Here is a 13,496-nt window from a genome sequence, read left to right as displayed (position 1 = left end):
CAGAAACAAAAAAGAACCATAACCTCGCCAACCTGGCAAAGTTATGGTTCATATCATACAATGTCATTTTACCTATAAGTTGGCCGCAGTTGGAAGCATAAGTTGGCCAGAAAACACTTATTTTTGTAGATAATCATCTAATTATTCAACCGAATCGGAAGCATAAATTGACCGTGTGTTAATTATTAACCCATAAGCTTGCCGTGTGTTTTATTAATGTAGCTTTGGAATAATGTTTGGCCAAATTGATACTAATAACCTTAATAAACGAGCAAATGGAAGTGACGCTTTCGTTAGTTAATAGGTCACTTTGCTCTCTTGATATGCTTTCTTTACCCGTTCAATTTGAGCGAGGTGTCCTTGTATATATTGAAGATCTTTCAAGGGCTAGAAGGGGCACCTGTGCTGGGAAGTGCAAAGTAGATTCCAGTAAAAGGATAAAAAGTGTACGGTGCACTTTTTAAAAAGGTTTTTTGTAATCATTTTGCAGCACGTTAAGGTATTCATAGTGCTGCAAATATCTATTTTCTATTTCGCTACAAATATCACCGTATTATCGAAAATTAATTTGCAACACAATATATGCAACGTTATGGCGCCATAAAAATCAAGCCCAAGTGGAGTGTTGCATAAATGTTAATTTTTGCAACTGTCGATGCATCACGTATTATATTTTCTGTAAATTACTTTACACTTCACGGCACGGTTCCTAACGCTTCCCCTAGGGGGAGCGTTAGGAAAATGCGGATTTACAACGTTAAGCCCATTTTTAAAACGATTCCCTAATACAAAATATTTCTCAATACTTATTTTATTTAATCCTTCATATATTTGAGTTGAATCATTGTTATAAAAAATTAATATAAATTTATTAAGAAAAGAGGAATTAATATGCCGGAACAATTAATTGCAACTGTTTTATCACAAACGTCTCCTTTAGAAGGACAAAACAATCGTTCAAGTGGAAATTTTAGTACGGAATCTCTTCCAGTTGGAACACAATATTTAAAATGGGTAATAACTGATGGAGGAAACCCAGATATTATTAGTTTTAATGTTATGAAGGATGTATCTAGTGGTACGGATCCTATCATTTTTTCCGCTGTATTGAATGGTAATAGAACAACTGTAGAATCAGCGAGATCACTTTATATCGCTAATCCTAGAAACGCTGCAGACCCATTCAATGTAAGTGTATATGCAATTTATTAGAATATCGAAAAAAACGAGGGGGCTGTCTAGACAGCCTCCTCGTTTTTTTAAAATTTTGACCACTAATAGGGGTCACCTTATCAAAAAAAAGAAAATTGTACGTTATGACACAATTTGGACACTGCTGATTTTTTAAATGTTGATAGAACCACTATTTATCGCACATTAAAAAGAAATGGTTATTAGAAAGATGATTAATAAATTCTATTTATATCTATATAGGTGATGTACACTCATGAAAAAATATAAGTTTTACTAAAAGAGTTTATAACAATAAAAGGAGCTAAACGATATATGTTTGCTCCTCTTATTTACAAATAATTTAATGATAAAGTTTTCTAATTAGTTATTGTTCTTACTAGTGTTTGATTCGGGTCTCTTACAGTCCAAGAACTTGAAACAGCTGAACCGTCTGTTCTCTTTAACGTATATTTTGTCACCAGTTGATATGCTGTATATCCTGTATCTTTACCAGATATACTTGTAATAGTCTTTTCCTCTGTTGATTCCGTTGATTCCGTAGAAGTTGTACTAATTTCTGTTTGCAATGTTTTTGAAATACCATATTGAAGCGACGCAGATACGGCCTTAAATTTAAATCCTAAATCTGCTCCAAAGTTCATAGAAAGCGTATCAGTCATCCTTTGTTGATCTTCAGTACTTACACCTGTTGTAACAGTATACTTACTAGAGCCACCAGCAGGAATAATTTCTGAACGTACTTTCTCCCAATATTCTTCTTTTACCAAAACATAATATGGTGAATTGTGTATTTTGGTATAGTCACTTGCTTGATTATCATTTACCATAATACATGGTATTGAAGTTGCACCAACAACAACAGAACCTGAAGTTTGAGGTAACTGTTGATCAATAGGCCCAGTTGGATTATACTCTGGAGCATTTGGTCTAGATCCTATAGTTGGTAAGGTTGGTAGTTGAACACTAGCACCAGCATCGGAAATTTGGAATACCCTATCTGGATCATAAGGATTTGAATCATCCAAATCTACATACTCTGCATTCCCATTTCGTGCATAAGATGCAACTTTCCCAGTTGCTTGGTGCACAATTTCATAATAATTATTTCCCTGGTTTCGTAAATACCATTGTTCATTAGAAGAACCAGTCCAACTATATTGAGTCAATATATTGGATCCACTTTGAACTGTTACAGGTTTTCCACTATTTTTATTTACAATTGCATATAATCCTCCATCAAGTGGAAAAAATGTGAATTTTTCATTTTCATTATTGCTTCCACCCCATAAACGAATTGTGGGACCATTATTAGTAGATGCTCCCTCTACATTCCACTTTAACCATGTATTAGCTTTCAAATTAATATTATAATATTTATTGTTCTCTGGAGTTGCCGCTTGACTTTCCGGAGCCCAGATAGATAAAGCCATTGCTCCGGCAAATAACCCTGTTATAACTTTTTTTGGTAACGGAAATCTCTTAATCTTCTTTTTTTTCATAAATAAATCCCCCTTATTATGATTTGGTACACCTTAAATATACATCCGAACAACGAAATATGAAATATATGGAAAATTTATAAATAATAAATGTAATATTCTGTTATTTTTTTACATAGAACGAGTAGTTTGCGACTTCTTATTTCAGCAATTGTATTATGGAATACGGTATACATATCACGTGCAGTAGATCTTTACGTGTAAAAATCGTGGACATACCAGAAGAATATTTACAACATTTCCCTCCACTTGGATGGGAACATATTACGTTGAAAGGTGATTATGTTTGGAACTTAAATGAAAAAACAAATTTTAATAATCTAAGATCATTACGAGAGAAAAATTATATAAAAAAGGAGTAACGTAATTAGCTAGTTCCTTAACGTACAAGGTACCGGTTAATTTGTTTCTAAAATTTGTCTAAACGTACAATTTTCTTTTTTTGATATGGTGACCCCTAATACTTGAGCAATAAAAAAGTTCTCCTTGTTTTTGGGTGGAAGAGGACCATTTAGGGATAGATGGAGCTACTTTGCACTTCACAGCACGGTTGCTCCCTCTACCCCTTCAAATGAAAATAACCTAAATCTCGGATACATAATTTATTTATTGTTAAAATTGTTCTTTGTCAGGTTTATCCAAACATATATAGAAATATGAAAAAGTAAATTTTAATCTGACCAAAGGAGATGAAGAAATTGTTAAAAAAAGTCGGTATAGGAGTCTTTTCTACAGCAATTGTATTAAGTGCCAGTATAGGTTTTTCAGGTATTGTATCAGCAGATAGTCCATCTGCAAATGAACAAATTAGGAATGGAGACTTTGAGGATGGGCTAAATAACTGGATTTTATCTAATCCTAATTCTTCTACCGAGAATATCAGCACTTCTGAACCAGGCAATCATTATCTGAAATTAATACATGCCGACACAGCCTATCAGCTTGTTACTGTAAAGCCGAATACAGAATATACATTAACATTTGATATAGCGGGCAGTATAGTTTCCCCATCAGAAGTAACAGTAGGCAATCTGAATGCCAATCAAGAAATCGTTCCATTAACAAAGAAGCAGTATCCAGGATTTAAGCCAGAACATCATGAGATGAAGTTTAAAACAGGGGAAGATGTGTCAAACTTTGCTGTCAAACTTGCTTCTACAGCAAATGGGAGGGCTAAGTTTGATAATGTACAATTAAAGGAAAAGGAGAAATCTTATATTTTTAATATTGATTTTGACCACAATTCAAGTTTAGAACCTTTTAAACCATCATATGGTTCTTTAAATTACAATATTGAAGAGCATGCAGGAGTAAATAATTCTAAAGGACTTCATTTTAGTTCAGGAATCGGTCATCTTAAGGGAGACGTAACTTTGAAGCCTAATACTACATACATACTGTCCGCATCTGGAAAAGTATCGGGTCCTGAAAAAACCTTATTTGTAGGAGCACAGTCTCCTGGGGGAAAAGACACACTTTATATGAAGTTTACTTCCACACAGTATGAACAAAAATCGGTTGAATTTACTACTCTAAATACTAATAATCCATATAAGGTCATCTTACAAATTAATGGATATGTTAACATCGGTGATGCCTATCTTGATGATATCGTACTAGTTGAAAAGTAGCCATAATTAAAAATATATTTCTATCATTGACACATGAAAACAATTCTAGAAATGAGTCGCCATATGCCCATCAACTTAAGGATTTTATAACGCCCCAAAACGAAAAAAATGTACATTTTTTTCGTTTTGGGGTATTTGCTATTCTTAGATTGATGATGATGTGATGCTATCCCTAAAAGTCGCGACTTTATTTAAAGGCGACATTAAAAATATTCTTCAAATCCTGGAAGCATAAGTTGGCCGTAAACTAAAAGAAGCATAAGTTGACCAAAACGGCCATCTTATGCTTCCTGTTATAAAAAATAAAAAAACCACCAAATATGTATTGGTGGAGACGGTGGGAGTCGAACCCACGTCCAAAAATATCGGCACTTAAGCTTCTACGAGTGTAGTCGATATATTAGCATTTCGCGAACTCTTCGGCCTATCGACAGGCTTCCAAGTTGCTAGTCTGGTTGTTCTCTTCCTTTGTCCTCAGACGGCGAACTCCGGCGTAGTCCACTTAGTTTGAGTCCCTTACCCTACCACATGGACGATGGAGGGAGGAACCTTTAGTGCAATTAAGCAGCTAAAGAAAGATTGTTTTGTTTGCCAATTATAGGCTTTGACGTTTTAACGAGGCCGATCCCCTCGACTCGCAACCTAAGCTCGAACTATCCCTGTCGAATCCGTAACGTCCCCATGATAAAAATGGAGCATACGAAGAAAATATCGTGATAGCTACTAAGAGCTGTTTTTCAATGTGCAACAATCTTACATAAGTTATTATAACATACGCGCTCCATTTTACAAATGTAAATATCTGTATTACATCTTTTGGCGATCACGGAACGCGCGTGCAATTTCACGTTTAGCTTCTTTCTCTTTTAAATCGTGACGTTTATCGTATTGCTTCTTACCTTTTGCTAAACCAAGTGCCATCTTTGCAAATCCATTTTTTAAATAAATTCTAAGTGGAACTAATGCGTAACCTGTTTCTTTCGCAGCGCCCGCTAGCTTATCAATTTCTTTTTTATGCAGAAGTAATTTTCTCGTACGAAGTGGATCATGGTTGAAACGATTCCCTTGTTCGTACGTATTAATGTGCATATTATGAACCCATACTTCACCATTATGTACACGTGCAAACGCATCTTTCAAGTTTACGCGTCCAGCGCGAATCGACTTAATTTCCGTTCCTTGAAGGACAAGCCCTGCTTCGTATGTTTCTTCGATGAAATAATCATGAAATGCTTTTTTATTCTGTGCAATAACCTTACCTGTACCCTTTGGCATATAACGTCCCTCCTCTATTTTTACTATTGTAACAAATGTTAATAAAAAGCGAAAGTGGCTCGCTCAGAATGTGAGGTGGATGGAGCTTCTGACCTTGAGGCGCTCTTTGCCTCTCGGGAAGAAGTGAAGCCGCCGAACATTCTAGCCACTGTAGCTGGATTCCAACAAAAAGCGAAAGTGGCTCGCTCAGAATGTGAGGTGGATGGAGCTTCTGACCTTGAGGCGCTCTTTGCCTCTCGGGAAGAAGTGAAGCCGCCGAACATTCTAGCCACTGTAGCTGGATTCCAACAAAAAGCGAAAGTGGCTCGCTCTCAAGCCACGAAGAAAAAAGAAAACGGCCCCGCTTTTCATCAAAGCGAAGCCACTCTTTTCTTACTTACGCTTTTTCTTTTTCTTCTTGAATCCTGGTACGTTTTCGAAGAATGCTTTTTTCTTCTTACCGTTACCATCTTTTTTTCCTGGCTGGCTAGCAGAAGCGGATGCAGATGCAGATCCTCTTCCTTTTCCTTTGCCACCACGGTCAAATTTTCTACCTGTGCCACGTTCACCGCCGCGCTCATTACTGCGCTCGCTACTGCGCTCGCTACGTCCACCGCGTTTCTTTCTGCCTGTTCTTGGCTGCTCGATAACGACTGGACGATCTTTGAACTTACGGCGAGGTGTGCCTTTCATGCCAACGATTTCAAAGTCGATTGCACGCTCGTCTTTGTTTACGTTAATAACGCGAATTGTAATTTCATCACCGATGCGGAATACGTTTCCTGTACGTTCTCCGATCATAGCGAAATGTTGCTCGTCATAACGGTAGTAATCATCCGTTAAGTAGCTAACGTGTACAAGACCTTCAATTGTATTTGGAAGCTCTACGAATAAACCGAAGTTTGTTACAGAACTAATCATACCGTCATACTCTTCACCGATCTTATCAACCATATACTCTGCTTTTTTCATCTCATCTGTTTCACGCTCTGCTTCAACAGCACGGCGTTCCATATTAGAAGAGTGCTCTGCAATCTCAGGTAATTTTTCACGCCATTTTGCTTGCGTTTCGTTGTCGACTTTACCATTAATAATGTATTCACGAATTAATCTATGAACGATTGTATCTGGGTAACGACGAATTGGTGATGTGAAATGTGTGTAGAACTCAGTTGATAAACCGAAATGTCCTAAACTATCCGCATCGTAACGAGCTTGCTTCATAGAACGAAGCATAACTGTTGAAATAACTACTTCTTCTGGCTGTCCTTGAACCATTTCAAGAATTTGTTGCAGCGCACGAGGGTGCACTTCATTCGCACGTCCTTTTACCGCATATCCGAAGTTCGTTACAAACTCGAAGAAACGCTCAAGCTTATCTTCTTTCGGATCTTCATGGACACGGTACATAAACGGTACGTTCATCCAGTGGAAGTGCTCTGCTACTGTTTCATTCGCAACAAGCATAAATTCTTCAATTAACTTCTCTGATACAGAACGATCGCGCATGACAACGTCTGTCGGTTTTCCTTCTTCATCTACTAATACTTTCGCTTCTTTAAAGTCAAAGTCAATTGCACCACGGCGCATACGTTTTTCACGTAAAATTTGTGCCAATTGACCCATCTCTTTAAACATCGGTACGAGCGGCTCATAACGCTTAATTAACTCTTCGTCCTCATCTTCTAAAATGCTTCTTACGTCAGCATACGTCATACGCTCTGTCGTTTTAATCACACTTTGGAAAATCTCGTGTTTAACAACATCACCTAAGTTGTTGATTTCCATTTCACAAGATAACGTCAGACGGTCTACTTTCGGATTTAATGAACAAATACCGTTAGATAGACGATGCGGAATCATCGGGATTACACGGTCAACAAGATATACACTCGTCGCTCTTTCCGCTGCTTCAACATCAATTGGAGAGCCTTCTTGAACGTAATGACTTACATCCGCAATGTGAACGCCTAGCTTGTAGTTACCGTTCTCAAGCTTCGTTACTGTAACAGCATCATCTAAGTCTTTCGCATCTGCACCATCAATCGTTACGATCATTTGGTCACGTAGGTCGCGGCGATCTTTTAAATCTTCTTCTGAAATCGTTTCTGGTACACTGTTTGCATGCTCCATCACTTCCTCAGGGAATGCTAAAGGTAAATGATGTTTATGAATGACAGATAAAATATCTACTCCTGGATCATTTTTATGACCTAGAATTTGAATAACTTCACCTTCTGCACTTAAACGATTCTCTGGATAGCTCGTAATTTTCACAACTACTTTATGACCTTCTACAGCACCCATCGATGCGCTTTTCAAGATAAAGATATCACTCGTCCAGCGCTTATTGTCAGGTATAACGAATCCAAAGTTTTTCGATTCTGTATATGTACCAACTAGTTCTTTCGTTCCACGCTCTAAAATGCGTACAATTGAACCTTCTTGACGCGAACCGCTCGATTGAGAACTAAGGCGTGCTAATACTGTATCGCCATGAAGTGCACCGTTTAATTCTGTAGGCGGGATGAAAAGATCATCGTCTCCCGTTTTCTTCTCGTCTGGTACAACGAATGCAAAACCACGTGCATGTCCAATTAACTTACCTCTTACTAAATTCATCTTTTCAGGAAGACCGTAACGGTTGCTACGAGTACGAATAACAAGTCCCTTTTCTTCCATCGTTACAAGTGCCTTTACGAAATCTTTAAAGCCCTCAGAACCTTCAATCCCAAATGCCTCTTCTAACTCTTGTATCGTTAGCGGTTTATACGCTTCTTCTCTCATAAATAATAACAACTTATCAATATGTTCTTGTATGATTTCTTCCAAGCAAAAATACCTCCTTTAAAACCTTATATTATTTAGTGTATCCGAAAGATAGGGGATGTATAAAGTGAAACTTCAATACTCCCCTTATGATTTTTACAGTTTTCACAAAAAATTCCTTATGAAAAAAAGAGGCAACTAGATCTTACCAATCTAGTTGCTCCAAGAAGTTATATACATCCTCATGTAGCTCGTCACGTTGTTTATCAAGTGTAATGACATGCGTAGAGTCTTCATACCATTTAATGTCTTTTAACGTAGATTCTACACCGTTATAAATAATGTTAGCACTATCTGTATTAATCATTTCGTCATGACGTGCTTGTACAACAAATGTTGGCGCATAAATCATATCCACATTGTTACGTACGTCAGCAATTAATTGTTGTAATGCTTTTAATGTATTCATCGGTGTCTTTTGGAATTCCAACATTTCTTGTTCAATTTGTTCAGGTGATTTTTGCTCACGTTTTTTATATTCGCGGGCATATGCCAATATACCTTGGTACATCGTTTCTTCGCTCTTAATATACATCGGTGCACACATTGGTACTACACCTAAAACCGGTACTGTATAACCTAATTTTAAAGAAAATACGCCGCCAAGTGACAATCCAACAACAGCAATTTTCTCAAAACCTTTATCTTTTAAAAGCTGATATGCCTCCGTTACATCTTGCCACCAATCTTCAGGCCCTGTATGAACAAGCTCTTCTGGTGGTACACCGTGCCCTTTATAAATTGGCGCATGACAAGTATAGCCTTTCTTTTCTAAGAAACGCCCTAACATACGTACATCAGCTGAGTTCCCTGTGAATCCATGTAGTAATAAAACAGCGCGGTCTCCACCCTCAAATGTAAATGGTTTCGGAGATGCTAATTTCATCATGTATTTCTCCTCTTTCTCTTCTGTAATCTAGTCGTATTCTTTCTATATCTAGTGTACCATATTTGTATTTCTATAATCTAATTAGAAACATCTTTCAAATAGCAAAACAAAAAAAGAAGAACCATTAGTACCATTCACTAACGCTTCTTCTTTCAATTCTATAAATTGAAGTACGTAACACCAATTGTTAATACAAAGAACAATACAGCTAAAACAATTGTAATACGGTTTAATACCGCTTCAATTCCACGTGCCTTTTGCTTACCAAATAATTGCTCCGCACCGCCTGAAATTGCACCTGAAAGGCCTGAGCTATTACTAGATTGCATAAGTACCATAACAATCATTAAAATCGATACAATAATAAGTAAAACTGATAATAACGTATGCACTTGGCGTACCTCCTACAAAGATTCAGTTATTGTAACTGTAGCATAAATTCTATAGAAAAGCGAGAGCTATAGAGGCGCTCTCGCTTTTCTTCTATTACATAAACATCATCGCAAATAACGGTCCAAGTAAACATGTCAAAATTGCTGTTAATGTCATTGTTACCGATCCAATAACACCTTCATGTTCGTTATTTTTCATCGCTCTCATAACACCCATAATATGAGAAGCACATCCAAATCCGATACCTTTACCAACTGAGTTTGTAACACGGCTCCATTTTAATAAAAGAGGTCCTGTAATCGTTCCAGTAATACCTGCGATAACAACGAAAGCTGCTGTTAAGGAAGGTACACCACCGACTTGCTCAGAAACACTCATCGCAACTGGCATTGTCACCGATTTTGGTAATGACGATAAGATTAAGCTTTTATCCGTTCCCATAAGTGAAGCAATCGCAAAATCACTAGCGATTGCAACTGTTGTACCTACTAATACCCCGCCAGCAATCGGTACAACATATTTTTGCAGAACATGACGTTGTTTATAAAGAGGAATTGCAAATGCTACAACACCGGGTCCAAGTAGCTTTGCAATCCAGCCACCACCACTTTCCATATAATGTTGATATGGTATATCAAGCACGATAAATAGGAAAGCCATTAATCCAGTTGCTACAAGCATTGGAATGGTGAATGGTGTTGGAAATAATTTATAGATTTTTTTAGATAATTGATATAATAGCACCGTAAAAAGAACCCAACCGACTCCGATTAATATTTGGCTCATCGCGAATCTCTTTCCTTCCTATTCGCAAGATATTGTCCTGTATGTCCTGCGACAATAATAATTAAAAATGTACTCGCTACAACTGTAATGAAAAGAGAAATTCCTTTACTCATAAAAAAAGCACCGTAATTCATTAGGCCAAGCGTTGGCGGAATTAATAAAAACGGCATAATAGCAACGAGTGTTTCTGCTCCTAAATCGAACCATTTCACTGGAAGAACTTTTAGGCTAAGTAAAACAAGTAAGAGGAACATTCCAATCAAACTTCCTGGAATCGGAATATTTAACATTTCTTGCACCCAAGTTCCAACCATATAAAACACGTAAAGAGCAGCAATTTGGACAAGAATCTTTGTAAATTTCATGTTCATCATCCCTCATGTTTATACGATCTTCTGTTAATATCTTTATCATAGTATAAATTGTAAAAAGCTGCAATTTATCAACTTGATAGCAAAAACAGCTTATGTTATACGCTTACAACCTTGATATGACTGCATTTCTAAACGGAAATTACGTCAAAAACCTTGACCTAATATAAAAAGTTTTTATTTTCTGAATTTAAAAGACTATTATTTCAATAAAATAATCTTTTTATTCTTAAACTTACATATATATAAAGTGAAACTTTAATCAATGAGATTCCCCTCATCCTTATTGATTATTAGTCCTCACCAAGCTGGTTTGTACGGGATAAACAAGATAGGTGGTGAACATATGCCCAAAAAAGTTCTCATTTTTTGTGATCCTGGGATTGATGATACGATGGCTCTCCTCTTAGCATTCTTTATCGATGAAATAGAAATCGTCGGTATCGTTGCTGATTACGGCAATGTTCCAAAAAAAATGGCCGTAGAAAATGCTCATTTTTTTAATAACGAAACAAAGAATAGAAATATCAAGATATTCGGTGGTTCAGAACGTCCCCTTACTGGTGCCCCACCTGCGTTTTTTACGGATGTACATGGGAAACAGGGGCTCGGTCCAATTATTCCAAAGGTGAATGTGACTAACGGAGAAATGGAGAATTTTTTTGAAGTCATTCCTCTTATTGAACAGTATAAAGATGAATTAATCATTGTGAGTTTAGGAAGACTTACCTCCCTAGCAATTTTGTTTATCATGTGCAAACAGTTAATGAAACAAATTAAATCTTACTACGTAATGGGCGGTGCCTTTTTACATCCTGGTAATGTTACCCCTATTTCCGAAGCAAACTTTTATGGCGATCCTACTGCTGCTAATATAGTCCTTCAATCTACAGCTAACATGTACATATACCCATTAAACGTTACCCAATATTCCGTCATTACACCAGAAATGGCAGAGTATATTGAAGCAAAAGGAAAAGCCCCACTTCTCAAACCTTTATTCGATCATTATTACTACGGATATTATAAAGACGCCCTACCACATTTAAAAGGCAGCCCTTTCCATGACACAATGCCAATACTCGCTTTATTTGATAACTCTATGTTCACGTATCATAAATCACCTATTGTTGTCATGACAGAATCCTCTGCACAAGGAGCAAGCATAGGGGAATTTCGCTCTTTAGTGAACCAGAAGCCATTTATTGATTGGCCGGTTCATCAAATCGCAATTGATTTTGACTATAACCGCTTCTTCAAACATTTCATGTCACTTATGACGGGTGAACAATTTTAGCATAAAAAAACAGACCGTGATTTCTCACGGTCTGTCGTTTATTTTCTACAATTATCGTTTGATGTTATAGAAAGATTTGATACCATCGTAAACAGCGATTTCGCCTAGTTCGTCTTCGATGCGTAATAATTGGTTGTACTTAGCAATACGGTCAGTACGGCTCATAGAACCAGTTTTGATTTGGCCAGCGTTAGTTGCAACTGCGATGTCAGCGATTGTAGCATCTTCAGTTTCACCAGAACGGTGAGATACAACTGCTGTGTAACCAGCACGTTTAGCCATTTCGATAGCTTCGAAAGTCTCAGTTAAAGTACCGATTTGGTTAACTTTAATTAAGATTGAGTTAGAGATACCTTTTTCGATACCTTCAGCAAGTTTTTGAGTGTTAGTTACGAATAAATCGTCACCAACTAATTGTACTTTATCACCGATACGCTCAGTTAATAATTTGTGACCATCCCAGTCGTTTTCGTCTAAACCATCTTCGATAGAGATGATTGGGAAGTCTTTGCAAAGCTCTTCATAGAAATCAACCATTTCTGCAGAAGTTAAGCCAGTACGGCCTTCGCCTGCAAGGTCATATTTACCAGTTTCTTTGTTGTAGAACTCAGAAGAAGCAACGTCCATTCCTAAGAATACGTTCTCGCCAGCTTTGTAACCAGCTTTTTCGATAGCTTCGATGATTACTTCTAAAGCTTCACGGTTAGAACCAAGGTTTGGAGCGAATCCACCTTCGTCACCTACTGCAGTGTTAAGACCTTTGTCATGTAATACAGCTTTAAGTGCATGGAATACTTCAGCACCCATACGGATTGATTCTTTGAATGTTGGAGCACCAACTGGTAAGATCATGAACTCTTGGAAGTCAACGTTGTTATCAGCGTGAGAACCACCGTTGATGATGTTCATCATTGGAGTTGGTAATTGTTTTGCATTGAATCCACCAAGGTAACGGTATAATGGAAGACCTACGAAGTCAGCTGCTGCGTGAGCTACTGCCATAGATACACCAAGGATAGCGTTAGCGCCTAGTTTACCTTTGTTTGGAGTGCCATCTAATTCGATCATAGCACGGTCGATACCAGCTTGGTCAGTTACATCGAAACCAGCGATTTCTGGAGCGATAATTTCGTTAACGTTGTTTACTGCGTTAACAACACCTTTACCAAGGTAACGAGATTTGTCACCGTCACGTAATTCTACTGCTTCGTGCTCACCAGTAGATGCACCACTTGGTACGATAGCGCGTCCGAAAGCGCCGCTTTCTGTGTAAACTTCTACTTCTACAGTTGGGTTACCACGAGAGTCAAGGACTTCGCGAGCATAAACATCAATAATTGTTGACATAATAAA

At 37.4% G+C, this 13,496-nt stretch carries 11 protein-coding genes, 1 other RNA gene and 1 pseudogene; 4 read left to right on the top strand and 9 right to left on the bottom strand.

From position 1 onward, the window contains the following. Nucleotides 1–891 precede the first annotated feature (891 nt). The gene (locus B9A45_RS03720) at nt 892–1,212 is read left to right on the top strand and encodes a hypothetical protein (protein ID WP_016110922.1); all 321 of its coding nucleotides are present in this window, start codon (nt 892–894) and stop codon (nt 1,210–1,212) included. 338 nt (nt 1,213–1,550) lie between these two features. Here the strand turns inward: B9A45_RS03720 and B9A45_RS03715 are convergent, their stop codons facing one another. After that, a complete protein-coding gene (locus tag B9A45_RS03715) occupies nt 1,551–2,693 on the bottom strand; it encodes an RICIN domain-containing protein (protein WP_016110923.1) in 1,143 nt (380 codons plus the stop codon). 114 nt (nt 2,694–2,807) lie between these two features. Between B9A45_RS03715 and B9A45_RS03710 the strand changes: the two are divergent. After that, nucleotides 2,808–3,055: pseudogene (locus B9A45_RS03710) on the top strand (Tn3 family transposase); the annotation flags it as partial. 336 nt (nt 3,056–3,391) lie between these two features. Then, the gene (locus tag B9A45_RS03705) at nt 3,392–4,324 is read left to right on the top strand and encodes a carbohydrate binding domain-containing protein (RefSeq protein WP_084063872.1); all 933 of its coding nucleotides are present in this window, start codon (nt 3,392–3,394) and stop codon (nt 4,322–4,324) included. A 326-nt stretch (nt 4,325–4,650) separates the two neighbouring features. Here the strand turns inward: B9A45_RS03705 and ssrA are convergent. The 7 genes from ssrA to B9A45_RS03660 form a co-directional block, all read right to left on the bottom strand. After that, nucleotides 4,651–5,005, bottom strand: a transfer-messenger RNA (tmRNA) gene (ssrA, locus tag B9A45_RS03700). 126 nt (nt 5,006–5,131) lie between these two features. Further along, complete coding sequence (smpB, locus tag B9A45_RS03695) at nt 5,132–5,599, bottom strand: SsrA-binding protein (RefSeq protein WP_001123919.1); 468 nt, start codon at nt 5,597–5,599, stop codon at nt 5,132–5,134. 372 nt (nt 5,600–5,971) lie between these two features. Next, a complete protein-coding gene (gene rnr / locus B9A45_RS03680; RefSeq protein ID WP_000391097.1) occupies nt 5,972–8,410 on the bottom strand; it encodes a ribonuclease R in 2,439 nt (812 codons plus the stop codon). Between the two features lie 142 nt (nt 8,411–8,552). Next, nucleotides 8,553–9,293 carry a carboxylesterase gene (estA, locus tag B9A45_RS03675; RefSeq protein ID WP_000761976.1) on the bottom strand — a complete coding sequence of 247 codons (741 nt, stop codon included), beginning with the start codon at nt 9,291–9,293 and terminating at the stop codon, nt 8,553–8,555. A 161-nt stretch (nt 9,294–9,454) separates the two neighbouring features. Next, nucleotides 9,455–9,688, bottom strand: coding sequence for a preprotein translocase subunit SecG (gene secG, locus B9A45_RS03670; RefSeq protein ID WP_000557264.1), 234 nt, complete (start codon nt 9,686–9,688; stop codon nt 9,455–9,457). Between the two features lie 94 nt (nt 9,689–9,782). After that, complete coding sequence (locus B9A45_RS03665) at nt 9,783–10,475, bottom strand: LrgB family protein (protein ID WP_000078309.1); 693 nt, start codon at nt 10,473–10,475, stop codon at nt 9,783–9,785. Beyond that, on the bottom strand, nt 10,472–10,840 hold the full coding sequence (locus tag B9A45_RS03660; RefSeq protein WP_084063871.1) for a CidA/LrgA family holin-like protein: 369 nt from the start codon (nt 10,838–10,840) through the stop codon (nt 10,472–10,474). Before B9A45_RS03660 ends, B9A45_RS03665 begins: the two co-directional genes overlap by 4 nt. Nucleotides 10,841–11,192: 352 nt before the next feature. Here B9A45_RS03660 and B9A45_RS03655 point away from each other — a divergent pair, with 352 nt between their 5' ends. Then, nucleotides 11,193–12,143: a nucleoside hydrolase gene (locus B9A45_RS03655; RefSeq protein WP_084063870.1), complete on the top strand. Its 951-nt coding sequence runs from the start codon at nt 11,193–11,195 to the stop codon at nt 12,141–12,143. 51 nt (nt 12,144–12,194) lie between these two features. On the opposite strand, the gene eno is transcribed toward B9A45_RS03655, so the two are convergent. Continuing rightward, nucleotides 12,195–13,490: a phosphopyruvate hydratase gene (gene eno / locus B9A45_RS03650; protein ID WP_000103951.1), complete on the bottom strand. Its 1,296-nt coding sequence runs from the start codon at nt 13,488–13,490 to the stop codon at nt 12,195–12,197. Nucleotides 13,491–13,496: the final 6 nt, after the last annotated feature.

Source organism: Bacillus sp. JKS001846 (assembly GCF_900176455.1).
Taxonomy (GTDB): Bacteria; Bacillota; Bacilli; order Bacillales; family Bacillaceae_G; genus Bacillus_A; species Bacillus_A cereus.
This window is presented reverse-complemented; position numbering and strand designations above follow the sequence as displayed.